The sequence below is a fragment of the Streptomyces sp. NPDC086147 genome, assembly GCF_040702165.1.
Taxonomy (GTDB): Bacteria; Actinomycetota; Actinomycetes; order Streptomycetales; family Streptomycetaceae; genus Streptomyces.
This window is the reverse complement of record NZ_JBFBJO010000010.1, coordinates 79,339-97,200: the sequence shown is the minus strand read 5'-3', so window position 1 is coordinate 97,200 and position 17,862 is coordinate 79,339. Positions and strand designations below refer to the sequence as shown.

Sequence of the window (17,862 nt, the reverse complement as noted above, 5' to 3'; positions counted from 1 at the left end):
ATGTGACTACCTTGCGCATGTGTCTTTGCACCCGTCCGGGGTTTCTCCGCGTACGCCCCTCCGCGTCCCGGTGCTGCTGCGCTCCTGCCATCCGGAGCCGGCGCTCGCGGTGACGGCGTTCGTCACCGTGCTGGCCGTGGCGGGAGGCCGGGGCGCGGTCGGAGCGGCACTGGTGGCCGGGGCGGTGCTGGCCGGCCAGCTTTCGGTCGGATGGTGCAACGACGCGGTCGACGCACAGCGCGACACGGTCTGCGGACGCCGCGACAAGCCGGTGGCCACCGGCGAACTCCTCCCCGGGACCGTGGCCGTCGCGGCCGGCGCCGCCCTGGGGCTGTGCGTGCTGCTGTCGCTGTTGAGCGGCGTGGCCGCGGGAGCGGTACATCTGGGGGGCGTCGTCGCGGGCTGGGCCTACAACCTGGGGGTCAAACGCACGGTTCTCTCGCCGCTGCCGTATGCCGTGGGGTTCGGCTCGCTGCCCGCCTTCGTCACCCTCGGTCCGCCGTCGGGGGCCTGGCCCGCCTGGTGGGCCGTGACGGCCGGGGCGCTGCTGGGGGTGGGAGCGCACGTCGTCAACGTCCTTCCGGACATCGAGGACGATCTGGCGACCGGTGTGCGCGGGCTGCCGCAGCGGCTCGGCCGTACGGCGTGCCGGTCATCGGCACCGTTCGTGATGCTGGCGGCCGTCGCCGTGGTCGCCGGAGGGCCGCCCGGACCGATGGGCGCCTCGGGCTGGACGGTGGTGGCGGCGGCCGGGCTCGTCACGGTCGTGAGCACGGCGGCGCCGTCGGCGGCCGGGAGCCGATGGCCCTTCCGGGCGGCGATCGCGGTGGCGGGCATGGTCGTGGCTCAGCTTCTCCTGAGGGGCTCCGACATGGTCTGAGGCCGGTGGGGCCCGGCTCGGCCCCGGTGGCGGGCCGGGGCGGCGGAGTGGGCCACGGGGCAGGCGCACGGGCGGCGGCCCGTCAACCTCGTCGACCCAGGATCTTCACCCCGATCACGAACGCCGCCAGGCCCGCGGCCGCCGTCAGGGCGCCGCCGACGACGCGGTGGTCGTGCCGGCGCCAGCCGTCGTCGACCGAGCACGGCGCGGGATCGGGAGTGAACACGGTGCCGTCGTGCGGGGGGACCGGGGCCCCTCGCACGGCGAACGCACGCACCACGGGCCCGATGAGGCGGTCGTACAGGCCGGGCACGAGCCGGTGTGCCCAGACGCCGACACGCTGGGTCCGTCCGACGACGATCTCGCGCCGGGGCCGGTCGATGGCGCGCACCACGGCGGCCACCACTCGCTCCGGGGAGGTGACGGGCGGCAGTGGCCGGATCCGACGGCCGACGTAGTTCGCGGCGTGACGGTAGATCGGCGTGTCGACCGCACCCGGCAGCACGCTGCACACGGCGATGCCGGGTGTGTCGCGAACCTCCTGGCGCAGCACCTCGGAGAAACCGAGCAGGCCCCACTTCGAGGTGACGTACGGTGCGACGTAGGGCGACGGGAGCCGCCCGTACAGAGAGCCGATGTTGACGAGCACGCCGTGGCCCTGGGACCTGAACTGCGGAAGCACCGCCCGGGCCGCGTGAACCTGCCCGAACAGCGTGGTGTCCACGATCTGCCGGAACACGGCGCCGGGGGTGTCCTCGAACCGGCCGTAGCTCCACACGGCCGCGGCGTTCACCCAGGCGTCGACGCGCCCGAACGCGTCCACGGCGCGTCGGACCAGGGCCCGGACGGCCGCTTCGTCGCTGACGTCCGTCGGGACGACCAGCGTCCGTCCCCCTTGCCGTTCGCACTCCCGGGCGACCGCGGCGAGGGTCCGTTCGGTACGGGCCGCCAGCACGAGATCGGCTCCGCGAGCGGCGAGGGCCTGCGCCACTCCTCTGCCGATGCCGCTGGAGGCCCCGGTGACGACCACCACCGGCCGGGTCGGCCGGTTCACCGCGTCCGGCCGGTTCGACGGGACACGGCGGCGGACCGTGAGCCCTCGGCCGGCCGACACGGAGGGGAAGACGGCAGGAGGGACAGGACGTCCGGTCCGGTCGGGCGCTCCGCCTGACTGATCATTTTCGGTCCTGCCTGTACGGGGGGCCGGCCGGGACGCCGACCGGAGTCAGTGCGGCAGGTGAAAGCCGACGCCGGGAGGCACGTGCCGGGTGAGGGACGCGGCGCGGCCCCACACGCCCGAGACCTGTTCCGCGGGGCGCTGCTGCTCGCCGTGCAGGGCGTTGAGCACCACCAGACATCCGGTGAGTGCCGGGACCGCCCACTGGACCCAGGCCAGCTGCCGACGGGCCTTGTCGAGGTCGACGGGGTGTTCGGCCGACCTCTCGGCGTCCTGCGGGTCGCCGGAGGAGGCCAGCTCGACCTTCTTGCCCAGCACGCGGGCGTAGGCGGTGGCGGCCAGGGCGGCTCCGGTGACGACCGTCTTGGCCGCGGTGGAGGCGGCGACACCCTGCTGGGTGGCGACGCGGTGTGCGTTCACGGCCAACAGCCCCCCGCTGCCGAACAGGTGCAGGGCGATGGCGGCCGCGTTGACCGGCGTCCACTTCGCCCAGCCGGCGGAAGCGATCCGGTCCGTGGCCACCTCGGTGCCGCCCTCGTCCCCGGCAGCGCCGTTCAGACCGACCGCGCCCATGAGGGAGCCGCCGAACCAAGCGGCCAGGCCCACATCGTGCAAGCCGCGGATGAAGGTGTGGCGTTCGGACATGGGAATGCTCCTTCTGGGAATCGGGCCGGTGTCCGGCACGGACACCGGCCACCCCCACCCTCGCCCGACCCGGTGGGCACCGCCATCGCGGTAAGCCGGACGGGTGTGGGGCACAGGACCCGCTCCGGGCCCTCGGCGTCGCTACCGCACGATCGACGCTCTGTCGGTTTCTCCATTTTCAGGGCGAGATCTCGGTAATTCCGCGCAAAAAGATGTGAAGGATTTCCGAGCGGCCCGTGAGATTTTGGTCGCCGATTCGCTCTCCGGTCGGGGAAGGACGAGCTCCGGTGTCGGTCCGACACGTCGGTGCACACGCGCTGACCAGCGTGTACATGATCTTCCTGGCCGTGCGGGCGGCCCAGGTCGGAGGATCGGCGGGCGATGTATGGTCGGGCCCGTTCGTCCGCCCGGAAGGAAGTCCTCCGCCGTGCGTGACGTGCGCGACCGGTTGCGCGGGCGGGATGCGGACAGGAAGGAATGTCGAGGACGGGCAGGAACGGAACGCACGCGGACATCACGAGCGAAGAGCGGTCCACGACATTCGAGGCGAGGCAGACCGATGGAATTTCCGACGCACCCGTCGGTCGGAGACGACAGGTCCGGCATCGAGGCCGGGAACGGAGGCTGGTTCGGGGCCGGTCCGAGAGAGGCGACCGAGGTTCGGCATCCGACAGGAGCGACAGCCGGGGAGGCCGGCCGCGGAAGCGCGTTCCCGGTGAACGGGCCCACGGAACGGACCGTACCCGGGGACACGTCCGACGCCGCGCTGCTGCGTCGCACCATGGCCGAGATCGAACCCGTGGCCGACGAGGTGACCTCGTACTTCTACGCCCTTCTCTTCCTGCGTCATCCGGGTCTGCGGTCACTCTTCCCCGTGGCGATGGACACCCAGCGTGATCGTCTGTTCAAGGCTCTGCTCACCGCCGCGACCCATGCCGACGACACCGCCACCCTGACCGCGTACCTCGCCCGGCTCGGCCGTGGTCACAGGAAGTACGACACCAGCCCCGAGCACTATCCGGCCGTGGGCGAGGCGCTGATCGGCGCCCTCACCCGTTACGCCGGGCCCAGTTGGGGCCCACGGGCCGAAGCGGCGTGGGTCGCGGCGTACACCAGGATCTCCCAGATCATGATCGACGCGGCGACCGAGGACGCGTCGCGTTCGCCGGCCTGGTGGCAGGCGGAGGTGGTCGGTCACGAGGCGCGCACCCGGAGCGTCGCGGTCGTCACGGTCCGCCCCGACCAGCCGTACCCCTTCCGGGCCGGGCAGTACACCGCTCTGGAGACCCCCTGGTGGCCGCGTGTCTGGCGGCACTACTCGTTCGCCTCGGCCCCCCGCTCCGACGGACTGCTCTCCTTCCACGTCAAGGCCGTACCGGCGGGCTGGGTCTCCAACGCGCTCGTCCACCGCGCCCGCCCGGGGGACGTCATCCGCCTCGGTCCCCCCACCGGCTCCATGACGGTGGACCACACCACGGACAGCGGGCTGCTCTGTCTCGGCGGCGGCACCGGCATAGCGCCGATCAAGGCCCTGGTGGAGGACGTGGCCCGGAGCGGCCGACGTCGCACCGTCGACGTGTTCTACGGCGCCCGCCGAAACGGCGACCTGTACGACATCGACACCATGCTGATGCTCCAGCGGTCACACCCCTGGCTCTCGGTCCGACCGGTCGTGGACGAGGAACCCGCCGATCCGCTGTCCGGCGGCATACCGCAGGCCGTGCGCGAGTCCGGCCCCTGGCACACCCGCGACGCCTACCTTTCGGGCCCGCCCGGCATGATCCGCCGCAGCGTCGACTCCCTGAGGGGCATGGGCGTCCCCGCCCACCGCATACGGCACGACTCCATCGAGGAACTGATCGGGGCGACGACGTGAGCACCTTCGAACGGGCGACGGAGCAGCGACGGGACACCTCCTCGCACGTCCGCCGCCCGGGCAGCGACGGCGAACACCTGGTCCAGCGACGACTGGGCACCGAGGGACGCGCCGACCGCTTCTACGCCGACCAGGTGCTCGACCGGTTGAACCCGCGCATGCGGGAGTTCCTCTCCCGCCAGGAGATGTTCTTCCTGGCCACCGCGGACCGGCACGGCGAGTGCGACAACACCTTCCGCGCCGGTCCGCCCGGATTCCTCCACGTCCTGGACGAGTCGACGCTCGCCTACCCGGAGTACCGGGGCAACGGCGTTCACGCCAGCCTCGGCAACATCGAGGAGAACCCGCACGTCGGCGTCCTCGCGGTCGACTTCCTCCGTGACCGCATCGGACTGCACGTCAACGGCCGGGCCAGGATCGTGGACGATCCCGAGATGCGCCGGGCCCGGCCCGAACTCGCGACCGACCCGGTGCCCGGCCGCCGGGCCCTGGTGTGGGTGCGGATCACCGTGGAGGAGGCGTACATCCACTGCGCCAAGCACATTCCGCACCTGCAGAAGGCTCCTCGGCACGGATCCGGCCGTTCCTGGGGCACGGACGACTTCAGGCGCAAGGGCGGCGACTTCTTCGGAGCGGCCGCCGAGGCGCCGCGGCGGGACACGTTCCGGCCGCCACCCCGTGCGGACGCGACGGCTTGGCGGGCGGAGGCAGAGAAGCTGCTGGCAAGAGTCGAACGGCCCGAGGCCGAAGCCGGTGCCGAAGCCGGTGCTGGTACCGGTGTCGGTGCCGACACGAACACCGACGGCGGAACCGTCGAAGAACCGCGGGTGTTCAGCGGCTGGTTCAGCAGAGGCGCGCCGGTCGGCTGACGGGGCCGCCCGCCCGCCCGGTGCCGGGCGGCGCTTTCCCGCTTCCGGAGCCGTCGCGGCGGCCTACCCGGTGAGGCGGGGGATCCGCAGGGGGTTGCCATCGCGCAACTCGGGAGGCAGCAGGGCGTCGGGGAAGGACTGGTAGCAGACCGGGCGCAGCCAGCGTTCGACGGCGAGCGTGCCGACGCTCGTCGTCGCGGGCGAGCTGGTCGCCGGCCACGGCCCTCCGTGCACCATCGCGTGGCTGACCTCCACACCGGTGGGCCAGCCTCCCCACAGGAGACGGCCCGCGCGTTCCTCCAGTACGGGCAGCAGCGCCGAGGCGGTGCGCAGATCCGCGTCCGTGCCGTGCACCGTGGCCGTCAGCTGCCCCTCCATGTCCTCGAGGAGACGCAGGAGTTCCTCCGCCTCGGACCAGCGCACGACGAGCCCGGCCGCGCCGAAGACCTCGCCCCCGAGCACGTCGGGTGCGGCGGCGTAGGTCTCCGCGTCGCACGCGAGGACCACCGGGGCGGGCGCGTAAGGACCCTTCCCGGCCGTTCCCCGGGCCACCTCCCGCACCCCCGCGACGGACTCCCACCTCCGTACTCCCTCGACGCAGGCGCGGGTGATGTCCGGGGTGAGCATGGTCTGCCCTTCCGTGCTCCGCAGCTTCCGGGCGACCGCCGAGAGGAACGCGTCGCCGGCCGGACCGGCCGGCAGCAGCAGGAGGCCGGGGTTCGTGCAGAACTGACCGGCGCCGTTGGTCAGCGACGCCACGTACGCGTCGGCCGGGGGCCCGGGTTCGGCGAGGGCGCCGTCGAGCACGATCACCGGGTTGACCGCGGACATCTCGGCGTGCACCGGGACGGGGACCGGACGGGAGCGGCCGGCGGCGATCAGCGCCAGTCCGCCGGTCCGCGAACCGGTGAAGCCCACCGCGGCGATCCGCGGATCGCCCACCAGCGCGAGGCCGATGTCGTACGCCCTCCCCACCAGCAGGGAGAAGACGCCGGCCGGCATGCCCGTGCGCGCGGCGGCGGCGGTGACGGCGCGGGCCACCGCCTCCCCGGTCCCCGGGTGCGACGGATGCGCCTTGACCACGACGGGGCAGCCGGCGGCCAGTGCGGAGGCCGTGTCCCCGCCGGCGACGGAGAACGCCAGCGGGAAGTTGCCCGCGCCGAACACGGCCACCGGGCCGACGGGAACGCGGCGCAGCCGTACGTCCCTGCCCGGGGGGAGGGAGTCGATCCGGGCGTCGAGCGCGGTCCCGCTCCTGACCAGCTCGGCGAAGAGGCGCAACTGCCCGCAGGTGCGCCCCCGTTCACCGGTCAGCCGGGACGGCGGGAGTCCGGTTTCGCGGGCCGCGAGTTCCACGAGCGGGTCGCCGAGCGCTTCGATCTCCTCCGCGCAGGCGTCGAGGAAGGCCGCCCTGCGCTCGGGCGGCAGGGCGCGGAACGCCCGCGCGTCCGCCGCCGCGAGCCGGGCCGCCTCGGCGACCTGCTCCGCCGACGCGTCCCGGAACACGGGTCCGAACGGTTCGCCGGAAACGGCGGTGACGGCGTGCCAGGCGGTCCCCGTGCCGGGGGCGTCGCGGCCGGCGAGGATCGAATGCCCGGTGATCTCAAGGGGGTCGGTGTGGCGTGAGGGCCCGGCCGGGTCCGGGGCCAGGGGCTGAGTCGGGGTCGAGGCCGGGTGCGGGGCCAGGGGTGGAGTCGGGGTCGAGATCAGGGTCGGGTCCTGGCGGTCGTTCGATGTCGGGTGTCCGGGCGGATTCACTGCGATGCGTCTCCCTGTGCGTGCCGGACGGCACGCCGTCGTCGGGTGCCGGGCGGAGGGTCACCGGCCCGGTGGCGTTGTGCTCGGACACGGTTCGGTAACGGGCCGCTCTCCTCCTTGGCTGTGCAATTTCACATTACTATGTTACGTGCCACAGTGCGGAGGTGGAGACCGGAACGCTCTCCATGTCCCTTCAGAACTCCCGCAGTTGCCCAGCGACTCACCTCACCTCACCTCGCTCCGTCCTCTCCTTCCGGCCTGCTCCACACCCGCCGCCTCCCTTCCCGCACCGAGGAGTTGCCCCATGCCCCGCCGCCGTCCCGCCCGCGCACTGTGCGCGTCCCTGAGCGTCTCCCTGTCCCTGGCCCTGCTGGGCGCCTGCACCGCACAGGGGAGCGGCGACCGCCGCACGCCGGCCGGAGGGCAGCACGGCGTGGCCTCCGGCACCGTCATCGGCGGCACCCCGAAGCGGGGCGGCACCCTGACGGTCCTGTCCAACCAGGACTTCGCCCACCTGGACCCCGCCCGCAACTGGGTCATGCCGACGATGGACTTCGGCACCCGGCTGCTCTACCGCACCCTGACGACCTTCCGCGCGGCCCCGGGCAAGGAGGGCGGCGAGATCGTCCCCGATCTCGCCACCGACCTCGGCAGACCCTCGAACGGCGGCCGCACCTGGACCTTCACCCTCAAGCCCGGCCTCGTCTACGAGGACGGCACCCCCATCCGGGCGCGGGACGTCAAGTACAACGTGGAGCGCTCCTTCGCCCCGGACCTCGCGGGCGGCCCGGACTACGCCCAGCGCTACCTGGCCGGCGCCGAGGGGTACACCGGCCCGCTCGACGGCAAGCACCTGGACTCGATACGGACCCCGGACGAACGGACCGTCGTCTTCGAACTCCGCAGACCCGTCGCCGAGTTCTCCTCCACGGTCACGCTGCCCACCTTCTCGCCCGTCCCCGCCTCCCGGGAGGCGGGCGTCCAGTACGACCTGCGGCCCTTCTCCTCCGGGCCCTACCGCATCGAGAGCTACGCGCGGGGCAAGAAGCTGGTGCTGGTCCGCAACGCCCACTGGGACGCGGCGACCGATCCGGTGCGCAAGGCCTACCCGGACCGCATCGTCGTGATCCAGGGCCTCAAGGGCGGCCAGATCGACGACCGGATCATCGCGAGCGCCGGTGCCGACGCCTCCGCCGTCGAGTGGTCCGACCTCCAGCCCTCCAGCGTCGCGAAGGTCCTTCCCCGGCCCGGGGTCCTGAAGCGGCTGTCCGCGGAGCGCACCGGCTGCACCGACATGCTCGCGCTGAACACCTCCCGCGCCCCGTTCGACGACCTCTTGGTCCGCCGGGCGCTGCAGTACGCCGTCGACAAGCGGGCACAGGTGATCGCGAACGGCGGTCCCGCCCTCAACGACGTCGCCACCGGCTACCTGCCGCCCTCCCTCACGGGCGGCAGCGCCTCGAAGCCGGTCCACGACGGCCCGGCCACCGGCGACGTGGCGAAGGCGAGGCGACTCCTCGCCGAGGCGGGCAGGGCCGACGGCTTCGACACGACGATCACCGTGTCCACGGGCGACAAGACCCGCGCCGAGGCGCTGCAGCAGAGCCTGGCCCGCGTCGGCGTACGGCTGCGGATCGACACCGTCGACCCCTCGGTCTACTACGACACCATCGGCGACACCGCCAAGGCCCCCGACATGGCCATCAGCGGCTGGTGCCCGGACTACCCGTCCGCCGCCACGTTCCTGCCGTTCGTCTTCGACGGCCGGACCATCAAGGAGAAGGGCAACCAGGGCAACGTCTCCCAGTTCCGCGACGCGGCCGTGGACCGGCGCATGGACGAGATCGCCGCGATGCCCGACGCGGCCGCCGCCGGCAAGGCCTGGGCCGCCCTGGACGCCGAGATCCAGCGCAAGGTCCCGGCCGTCCCGCTGCTGTGGGAGCGCAAGCCCCTGCTCGTCGGCGACAACGTCGCCGGGGCCTTCGGACACCCTTCCTGGACCGGCCAGTTCGACTTCGCGGTGATCGGTCTGAAGGACCCGTCCCGGAGCGAGGGCTGAGGGGACGAGGAGACGCCGTCATGACTTCCACCGCGCGGAACGACACGCAGACCACCCGGCCCGACGACCCTCCGCCGCCCGGCGGGCCCGGCTCTCCGCCGCCGCCCGCGTCCCTCTCGCGGACCGCCTGGCGGCGCCTGTGGGGCGGCCGGGGCAGCCGGGCGGCCCTGATCGCCGTCGGCCTGCTGGTCCTGATCGCCCTCACGGCGCCGCTGCTCAGCCGCCTGGGCGGCTGGTCGCCGACCGCCTTCGACACCGACGCCGTCGACCCCTACCTCGGCGGCCTGCCCCGCGGCCCGTTCGGCGGCATGGGGGCCGACCACTGGCTCGGCGTGGAACCGGTCACGGGCCGGGACCTGTTCGCCCGCGTCGTCCACGGCGCCCGGGTGTCCCTGCTGATCGCCTTCTCCGCCACCGCGATCGTCGTCGTCACCGGCACCGCCGCGGGCGTCGCGGCGGGCTGCTTCGGCGGCCGCGTCGACTCCGTGCTGGGCCGGCTGATGGACCTCACCATGTCCTTCCCCTCCCTCATCTTCATGATCGCGATGATGTCGGTGGCCCAGGACGTCGACCGGGTGCTCCTGATGACCGTCGTCATCGGCGTCTTCGGCTGGCCCGGCATCGCCCGGGTCGTCCGCGCCGAGGCGCTCTCCCTGCGCCACCGCGAGTACGTGGAGGCGGCCCGCGCCTGCGGCGGCGGACCGTGGCGCATCCTCACCCGCCAGGTGCTGCCGGGCATCTCGGGCCCCGTCATCGCGTACACCACCCTGCTGATCCCCGGAATGATCAGCACGGAGGCCGCCCTCAGCTTCCTCGGAGTGGGGGTGCGCCCGCCGACGCCCTCGTGGGGCCAGATGATCGCCGAGGCCGTCGGCTACTACGAGACGTACCCGATGTACTTCGTCGTCCCCAGCCTCTTCCTCTTCGTCGCCGTGCTCGCGTTCACGGTCCTCGGCGACGCCCTGCGCGACGTCCTCGACCCCCGCGGAGGCCGCCCGTGATCTCCTACCTGCTCCGCAGGTGCCTCGGCGTGGCCGGGGTCCTGCTCGCCATCTGCGCCGTCACCTTCGTCATCTTCCACCTGCTGCCCGCCGACCCCGCCGCGGCGGCGTGCGGCAAGACGTGCAGCCCCGAACGCCTCGCGGAGGTACGCCGCTTCATGGGCCTCGACCAGCCCGTGTGGCGGCAGTTCGGGGACTACCTCGTCGGCATCTTCGCGGGCCGGGAGCTGGGCAGCGGCCCCCACGCGCTGGAGTGCGGCTTCCCCTGTCTCGGCTACTCCTACGAGAACGCCCTGCCCGTGTGGGACCTGCTGACGGACCGGCTGCCCGTCTCGGCGTCCCTGGCGGTCGGCGCCGCCCTCCTGTGGCTGGTGCTCGGACTGACCGCCGGGGTGACCGCGGCCCTGCACAAGGGGAGCGTCCTCGACCGCGCCCTGATGGTCGGCGCCGTCGCCACCGCATCGCTGCCCGTCTACTTCACGGCGGTGATGCTCCTCTACGGCGCGGTGAGGCTGAGCGGACTGCTGCCCTACCCCACCTACGTCGCCCTCGCCGACGACCCGGTGGGCTGGGCGGTCAACCTGCTGCTGCCGTGGACCGCCCTCGCCCTGCTCTACGCCGCGATGTACGCCCGCCAGAGCCGCAGCTCGATGATCGAGACGATGACGCAGCCCTACATCCGCACCGCCCGGGCCAAGGGCATGCCCGCCCGGACCGTCGTGGTCAAGCACGGACTGCGCTCCGCGATGATGCCGGTGGTCACCCTCTTCGGCATGGACCTCGGCGCCCTGCTCGCCGGAGCGGTCATCACCGAGTCGATCTTCGGCCTCCCCGGTGTGGGCCGGCTCTTCTACGACGCCCTGCAACGCTCCGACCAGCCCGTCGTGCTCGGCGTCACCCTGCTCGCGGCCTTCTTCATCGTGGCGGCCAACGTCCTCGTCGACCTGCTCCACGCCGTCGTCGACCCGAGGGTGAGGAACCCATGACGCCCTTCACCACCGCACCGGACCACCCCCTGCTGCGCGTCCGTGACCTGCGGGTGGCCTTCGACACGCCCGCCGGGACCGTCCAGGCGGTCGACGGGGTCTCCTTCACCGTGGAGGCCGGCCGCACGCTCGGCCTGGTCGGCGAGTCGGGCTCCGGCAAGTCGGTCACCTCCCTCGCCGTCCTCGGTCTGCACCGAGACGCCCGGGTGAGCGGATCGGTCGCCCTCGCCGGCCGGGAACTCCTCGGCCTGTCCGAGAGCCGCCTCGGTCGGCTGCGCGGACGGCGGATGGCCATGGTCTTCCAGGACACGCTCTCCGCGCTGCACCCCGCCTACACGGTCGGCGAACAGATCGCGGAGGCCCACCGCCACCACTTCGGCAGCGGCCGGCGCGCCGCCCGCCGGCGCGCCGTCGACATGCTCGGCGAGGTCGGCATCCCCGAACCGGCCCGCCGGGCGGGGGAGTACCCGCACCAGTTCTCCGGCGGGATGCGCCAGCGCGCCATGATCGCCATGGCGCTGACCTGCGAACCCGAACTGCTCGTCGCCGACGAGCCGACCACCGCGCTCGACGTCACCGTCCAGGCGCAGATCCTCGAACTGATCGCCCGGCTCCAGCAGGAGCGGGGCCTCGGCGTGCTGATGATCACCCATGACCTGGGGGTGGTGGCGCGCGTCGCCCACGACGTCCTCGTCATGTACGGCGGGCGGGCGGCCGAACAGGCGCCGGTGGACCAGCTGTTCCACCGCCCCGCCCACCCCTACACCCGCGGTCTCCTCGACTCCCTGCCCCGTCTGGACGACCCCGACGACGCGCCGCTGCGGGCGATCCCCGGCAGCCCGCCGTCCCCGGCCGAGCCCGTCCCCGGCTGCCCCTTCGAGCCCCGCTGCCCACGGGCGGCCGCGGCCGGCGGCGCGGAGCGGGACCGCTGCGGCGGTCAGGTGCCGCCGCTGCGACCGTTCTCGGGCGACGGCCACCTGGTCGCCTGCCACCTGCCGCTGACGGCCGTACCGGCGGTGCCGCGCCCCGGGCCGCCCGGTGTGCTCTCCGGGCCGCCCGGCGCGGCCCCCGCAACGGCCGAGGAGGCCCGATGAAACCCACCCTCTCCACCTCCTTGCGCCCGGACGGGAGTTCGCGGGAACCGGCCCCGGACACGGCCGGCGCGGCGCCCCTGCTGTCCGTACGCGATCTGGTGAAGACGTTCCCCGGCCGCCGGACCCTCGGGCGCCACGCCACACCGGTCCGCGCGGTGGACGGCGTCGATCTCGACCTGGCCGCGGGGGAGACCCTCGGGCTCGTCGGCGAGTCCGGCTGCGGGAAGTCCACCACCGGACGGATGCTCGTCCGGCTGCTGGAACCCACGAGCGGCACCGTCGAGTTCGGGGGCCGCGACATCACCCGTCTGTCCCAGCGGCGGATGCGGCCGGTCCGCCGCGACCTCCAGATCGTCTTCCAGGACCCCCACGCCTCCCTGAACCCGCGGCAGACCGTCGCCAGGATCATCGCGGAACCGCTGCTCGTGCAGGGGACGCCGGCGGCCGCCGCCCGTGCGAGGGCGGCGGAACTCCTGGACCTGGTGGGCCTGCGCGCGGAGCACCTGGACCGGCACCCCCACCAGTTCTCCGGGGGACAGGCCCAGCGGGTCGGCATCGCCAGCGCCCTCGCGACCGCGCCCCGCCTGATCGTCGCCGACGAGCCCGTCTCCGCGCTGGACGTGTCGGTCCAGGCCCAGGTCGTCAACCTGATGGAGCGTCTGCGCCGGGAACTGGGGCTCGCGCTCCTGTTCATCGCCCACGACCTGTCGGTGGTGCGACGGGTCTGCGACCGGGTGGCCGTCATGTACCTGGGGCGCGTCGTCGAGATCGGCGACAAGCACGAGGTGTACGACCGGCCGGCGCACCCGTACACCCGGGCCCTGCTGTCGGCCGTTCCCCTGCCCGATCCGGCCGCGGAGCGGCGCAGGGAACGGATCCTCCTGCTCGGCGATCCGCCGAGCCCCGCCTCGCCCCCGAGCGGCTGCGGCTTCCATCCGCGCTGCCCCAAGGCGCAGGCGGTCTGCCGCACCGAGCGGCCGCCCCTGGACGCCGTGGGCGCCGCCGGACGCAGGGCCGCCTGTCACTTCCCCGAGACGGGCTGAGGGACCGCCTTTCCGGCGACATTCGGACACCACCCCGGGTGGGCCGCTCCCCGACGGAGCGGCCCACCCGGGGTGCCCGCGTTTCCCCGGTGGTCGAGCACCCCGATCGCCGGATCAACCAGCCTGGTTCACAAGGGAGTTGTAACGAATTGGCCCACACGCCTTCCGTGTGACGTGTCAACTGTGCAATTTTACATGGCACAGGTTGTGGGCATGCCAACTCCGGTCGCCGGACCGCACCGCGCCCGTCGCCCGGCACGAGATCCCCCGGTCCACGACCTGTTCGTCCCCCTCGGTCACGCGACCGCGTGCCCCGATCCCCCACGGGAGGAACACCACGTGAGAACCACACTCGTCCGCCGAGGCGTGGGCGCCGTACTGCCCCTGGCCCTCGCCGGAGTCCTCGGCGCCGGGCTGCTCGCACAGCCCGCCCATGCCCTGCCGGCCGCCCCCGCGGCGCCGAACGCGTCACAGCCGTCGCACCGGCCCGGCACATCGGCCGACCCCGCGCCCCAGGAGGGGCTGTCCTCCGGCCAAAACGCCGGACACACGTCCAAGGACCGGCTGCCGGCGTCCCAGCTCCCCCCGCTGAGCGCCGACAAGTCACCGCTCCGGCAGGCGTACGACCACCACGGCACCGCACCGGAGCCCACCGCGTCCACGAAGGCGCCCGCACGGGCCGGCACCGCCGCGGCGGCGGCGTGCGACCCGACCGACTTCACCGGCCGCACCGGAAGCGAACTGGTCCGGCAGATCAAGGCGTCCACCACCGAGTGCGTCAACACCCTGTTCAACCTGACCGGCGACAACGCCCGACTGGCGTTCCGCGAGTCCCAGATGACGACCGTCGCCCAGGCGCTCCGCGACGACTCGGCGAACTACCCGGGCGACGCGAGCACCGGAACCCCGCAACTCGTGCTCTACCTGCGCGCCGGCTACTACGTGCAGTGGTACCACCCGGACACCGTCGGCGAATACGGCAACACCCTGAGGACCGCGATCCGCTCCGGCCTCGACGCCTTCTTCGCGAGCCCCCGTTCCCGCGACGTCACCGACGCCAACGGCCAGACGCTGGCCGAGGCCGTCACCCTGATCGACAGCGCCCAGGAGAACGCCCGGTACATCCACGTCGTGGAGCGGCTCCTCACGGACTACGACTCCACCTGGAACGCGTCCTGGTACATGCTCAACGCGGTCAACAACGTGTACACGGTGACCTTCCGCGGCCACCAGGTGCCCGAGTTCGTCAGCGCGGTCCAGTCGGACCCGGGCCTCGTCGACACCTTGTACCGCTTCGCCGCCGACCACCTCTCCCTGCTGGGCACCGACCGGGCGTACCTGACCTCCAACGCCGGCCGCGAACTGGCCCGGTTCACCCAGTACACCGGCCTGCGGAGCAAGGTCCGGCCGCTGGCCGCCGGTCTGCTCGGACAGAGCTCCATCACGGGACGCACCGCACCCCTGTGGGTCGGCGTCGCGGAGATGGTCGACTACTACGACCGGGCGAACTGCGCCTCCTACGGCACCTGCGACCTCCAGGAACGCCTCAAGAGCGCGGTCCTCCCGGTCCGCCACACCTGCAGCCCGAGCCTGCGCATCCTCGCCCAGCAGATGACCCCCGCCGAGCTGAGCGCCAGCTGCACCAGCCTCCTGAAGCAGGACGAGTACTTCCACCGGGTCGCACGGGACAGCGGCCCGGTCGCCGACGACAACAACACCACCCTCGAAGTCGTCGCCTACGACTCCAGCACCGACTACCAGACCTACGCCGGCGCGATGTACGGCATCGACACCGACAACGGCGGCATGTACCTGGAGGGCGACCCCGCCGTCACCGGCAACCAGCCCCGGTTCATCGCCTACGAGGCCGAGTGGCTGCGCCCGGAGTTCCAGATCTGGAACCTCAACCACGAGTACACCCACTACCTCGACGGCCGCTTCACCATGTACGGCGACTTCACCGCCAACATGACCACCCCCACCGTCTGGTGGGTGGAGGGCTTCGCCGAGTACGTCTCGTACTCCTACCGGAACCTGCCCTACACGGCGGCGATGACCGAGGCGGGCCTCGGCACGTACTCCCTGAGCACGCTCTTCTCCACGGATTACGGCCACGGCACCACGCGGGTCTACCGCTGGGGCTACCTCGCCGTGCGGTACATGCTGGAGAAGCACCCCCAGGACATGGACACGGTGCTCGGCCACTACCGCGCCGGCCGGTGGAGCGCCGCCCGGACCCATCTGACCTCCACCATAGGAACCCGCTACGACGGCGACTTCCGCACCTGGCTCGCGGGCTGCGCGGCCGGTGACTGCGGCGGCGGCACGGCGCCCGGCAACAAGCCCCCCACCGCCGACTTCACCACGGCGGTCCAGGGCCTGACGGCCGCCTTCACCGACCGCTCCTCCGACGCCGACGGCACCGTCGTCTCCCGCGCCTGGGACTTCGGCGACGGCACCACGTCCACCCAGGCCAACCCCAGCAGGACGTACACCGCCGCGGGCACCTACACCGTCCGCCTCACCGTGACCGACGACAAGGGCGCCACGGCCACCGCCACCCGGTCGGTCACCGTCACCGGCACGCCCGCCGCCGCCGAGTGCACCGGCGCGGACGTCCGCACCCTGGGCAAGAACTGCCGGCGCAGCAACCTCTCCGCCACCACCGGCAACTACGCCTACCTCTACCTGGACGTCCCGGCCGGGACCACCCGGCTGAAGATCACCGTCAGCGGCGGCACCGGCAACGCCGACCTCTACCACAGCGACCGCAACTGGGCCACCACGTCCTCGTACGTCAGCCGTGCCACCGGCCCCGGCAACGACCACACCCTGACGATCACCAATCCGCGTGCGGGCCACCACTTCATCAGCCTCCACGCCGCCGCGGGCTTCACCGGAGCCGCCGTCACGACCGCCTACTGATCCCGCACCCCACCGCCCCGGGGCCGGCGCCATCGGCCCCGGGGCACGGGCACGTCCCTCAGCGCGGCTGGATCCGGCTGATCACGCGGTGCGCGAGGACGAGATGGCGGTGCCCGGGCTCCAGGACGCGCCGCGCGTCCTCGACGATCCGCTCCAGCTCCTGCCGCGCCCGGCCGTGCTGCCCCGCGCTCACCAGCCCCTGAGCGCGTTGCAGACGCGTGTGGAGGGCGTGCGGGTGGTCGTGACCGAGGAGCCGGCCGCGTTCGGCCGCCAACTCCGTGAACATCTCGATCGCCTCGTCGATCCGGCCGGCACGGGCGGCGAAGTCCGCCCGGGTGCTGCGAATGGCGAGCAGGTGGGGATCGTCCGCCGCCAGGGTCCGCCGGGCATCGGCCATGAGGTCCCGCACCTGCTGCTCGGCGGCCGCGAGGTCCCCGTTCGCGCCGGAGAACCAGATGAGGCTGCGCCGGCCGGCGAGGACCTGCGGATGGTCGGGGCCGTCCAGTCGCGTCCGGTCCTCCAGGAGCGCCGTGAGCTGCCGGACGGCGGACTCCGTGTCCCCGGCCTCCCCGGTGAAGTAGGCCCGCTGGTGCCGGGCGGCGAGCGTGTCGGTGTGCTCGGGCCCCAGGGCGGCGGTGGTCTCGGCGACCAGATCCGCGAAAGCGGCCGCGGCCGCCGCCGCGTCGCCGCCCTCACCGGTGAAGAACGCCCACTGGTGGACCGACGCCAGCGTCTCGGGGTGACGGGGGCCCCACCGCGCCCGTCTGCGCCGCACGATGCCGGCGAGGATTCCGGCCGCCTCCCGCGGGCGGCCGCGGTCACCGACCGCGATGGCCAGCAGGAAATCAGCCCCCTCCACGCCCGCCTCCCGAGCCCGCTCCAGAGCCGTGGTCGCCCGGGCCGACCGCCCCGTCTGATGGGCGACGAGTCCCATGTCGTACGCGTCCCCCGCCTCCACCCGGGACAGGAGGGCGTCCCACAGATGGTCCGGGACCGCGGGCAGACGCGGGGCGTTCAACAGGTAGTCGAAGGCCGTGTACCCCTGACTGAAGTTTCCGATCAGGAGCCCGCTGGTGGCGTACGCGGCCGTGCACGCCCACCGCATCGCCTCGTCGAAGGGCTCGGGCTGCAGATCCGGTCCTCCCCGCGCGGCGAGATAGGGCAGGTGGAGGTCCTGGAGCCACTGTCTGCTCACCGGCCGCCGCAGCCCCGAGCGCCGGCAGTCCACCGCCGCGGCGACGATCGCCGCTCCCCGGGGATTGGCTCCCGGTGCCCAGGCGTTGTGCCACGCCGCCAGCAACTCGGGTCCCGCGGCGACGACTTCGGCGAGTCCGAACCGGTCGCAGCTGCCCAGTGCCAGCCCTATGCGCGGATCCCCCTCGTGCGCCCTGGCGCGCCGGATCTCCTCCGGGGACCAGTGGCGCTGCAACTCGATCCGCGTGGCCAGGTGCAGGACCTCCCGCTGGACGCGCCAGGCGTCCCGGTCCGACCCGGTCAGCCGGCTCTCCTCACGGGCTTCGTAACGACGCACCTCCTGCGACCGCATGGT

At 73.1% G+C, this 17,862-nt stretch carries 13 protein-coding genes; 9 read left to right on the top strand and 4 right to left on the bottom strand.

Features of this window, described 5'->3' with window-relative positions; all coding sequences use genetic code 11:
* Nucleotides 1–19: 19 nt before the first annotated feature.
* Nucleotides 20–880, top strand: a complete 861-nt coding sequence (locus AB0398_RS22235) for a UbiA family prenyltransferase (protein WP_366377338.1) — start codon at nucleotides 20–22, stop codon at nucleotides 878–880.
* 82 nt (nucleotides 881–962) lie between these two features.
* Here AB0398_RS22235 and AB0398_RS22230 read toward each other — a convergent pair whose 3' ends face one another.
* Both AB0398_RS22230 and AB0398_RS22225 read right to left on the bottom strand, forming a co-directional pair.
* Nucleotides 963–1,934, bottom strand: a complete 972-nt coding sequence (locus AB0398_RS22230; protein ID WP_366377337.1) for an SDR family NAD(P)-dependent oxidoreductase — start codon at nucleotides 1,932–1,934, stop codon at nucleotides 963–965.
* A gap of 171 nt (nucleotides 1,935–2,105) precedes the next feature.
* Entirely contained in the window at nucleotides 2,106–2,702 is a 597-nt protein-coding gene (locus tag AB0398_RS22225; RefSeq protein ID WP_366377336.1) for a hypothetical protein, read from the bottom strand.
* A gap of 559 nt (nucleotides 2,703–3,261) precedes the next feature.
* Here AB0398_RS22225 and AB0398_RS22220 point away from each other — a divergent pair.
* Together AB0398_RS22220 and AB0398_RS22215 are read left to right on the top strand one after the other, a co-directional pair.
* Entirely contained in the window at nucleotides 3,262–4,578 is a 1,317-nt protein-coding gene (locus AB0398_RS22220; protein WP_366377335.1) for a globin domain-containing protein, read from the top strand.
* Nucleotides 4,575–5,447: a pyridoxamine 5'-phosphate oxidase family protein gene (locus AB0398_RS22215; RefSeq protein WP_366377334.1), complete on the top strand. Its 873-nt coding sequence runs from the start codon at nucleotides 4,575–4,577 to the stop codon at nucleotides 5,445–5,447. Before AB0398_RS22220 ends, AB0398_RS22215 begins: the two co-directional genes overlap by 4 nt.
* Nucleotides 5,448–5,510: 63 nt before the next feature.
* On the opposite strand, the gene AB0398_RS22210 is transcribed toward AB0398_RS22215, so the two are convergent.
* Complete coding sequence (locus tag AB0398_RS22210; RefSeq protein WP_366377486.1) at nucleotides 5,511–7,097, bottom strand: aldehyde dehydrogenase (NADP(+)); 1,587 nt, start codon at nucleotides 7,095–7,097, stop codon at nucleotides 5,511–5,513.
* Nucleotides 7,098–7,509: 412 nt separating this feature from the next.
* On the opposite strand from AB0398_RS22210, the gene AB0398_RS22205 reads away from it, so the two are divergent.
* The 6 genes from AB0398_RS22205 (at nucleotide 7,510) to AB0398_RS22180 (ending at nucleotide 16,313) form a co-directional block, all read left to right on the top strand.
* Nucleotides 7,510–9,264: an ABC transporter substrate-binding protein gene (locus tag AB0398_RS22205; protein WP_366377333.1), complete on the top strand. Its 1,755-nt coding sequence runs from the start codon at nucleotides 7,510–7,512 to the stop codon at nucleotides 9,262–9,264.
* A 20-nt stretch (nucleotides 9,265–9,284) separates the two neighbouring features.
* Entirely contained in the window at nucleotides 9,285–10,265 is a 981-nt protein-coding gene (locus AB0398_RS22200) for an ABC transporter permease (protein ID WP_366377332.1), read from the top strand.
* Entirely contained in the window at nucleotides 10,262–11,251 is a 990-nt protein-coding gene (locus tag AB0398_RS22195; RefSeq protein WP_366377331.1) for an ABC transporter permease, read from the top strand. The genes AB0398_RS22200 and AB0398_RS22195 overlap by 4 nt, the downstream gene beginning before the upstream one ends.
* Nucleotides 11,248–12,345: an ABC transporter ATP-binding protein gene (locus AB0398_RS22190; RefSeq protein ID WP_366377330.1), complete on the top strand. Its 1,098-nt coding sequence runs from the start codon at nucleotides 11,248–11,250 to the stop codon at nucleotides 12,343–12,345. Before AB0398_RS22195 ends, AB0398_RS22190 begins: the two co-directional genes overlap by 4 nt.
* Entirely contained in the window at nucleotides 12,342–13,388 is a 1,047-nt protein-coding gene (locus AB0398_RS22185) for an ABC transporter ATP-binding protein (protein ID WP_366377329.1), read from the top strand. The genes AB0398_RS22190 and AB0398_RS22185 overlap by 4 nt, the downstream gene beginning before the upstream one ends.
* 339 nt (nucleotides 13,389–13,727) lie before the next feature.
* Nucleotides 13,728–16,313 carry a collagenase gene (locus AB0398_RS22180; RefSeq protein ID WP_366377328.1) on the top strand — a complete coding sequence of 862 codons (2,586 nt, stop codon included), beginning with the start codon at nucleotides 13,728–13,730 and terminating at the stop codon, nucleotides 16,311–16,313.
* Between the two features lie 58 nt (nucleotides 16,314–16,371).
* Here the strand turns inward: AB0398_RS22180 and AB0398_RS22175 are convergent, their stop codons facing one another.
* Nucleotides 16,372–17,844, bottom strand: a complete 1,473-nt coding sequence (locus tag AB0398_RS22175) for a tetratricopeptide repeat protein (protein WP_366377327.1) — start codon at nucleotides 17,842–17,844, stop codon at nucleotides 16,372–16,374.
* Nucleotides 17,845–17,862: the final 18 nt, after the last annotated feature.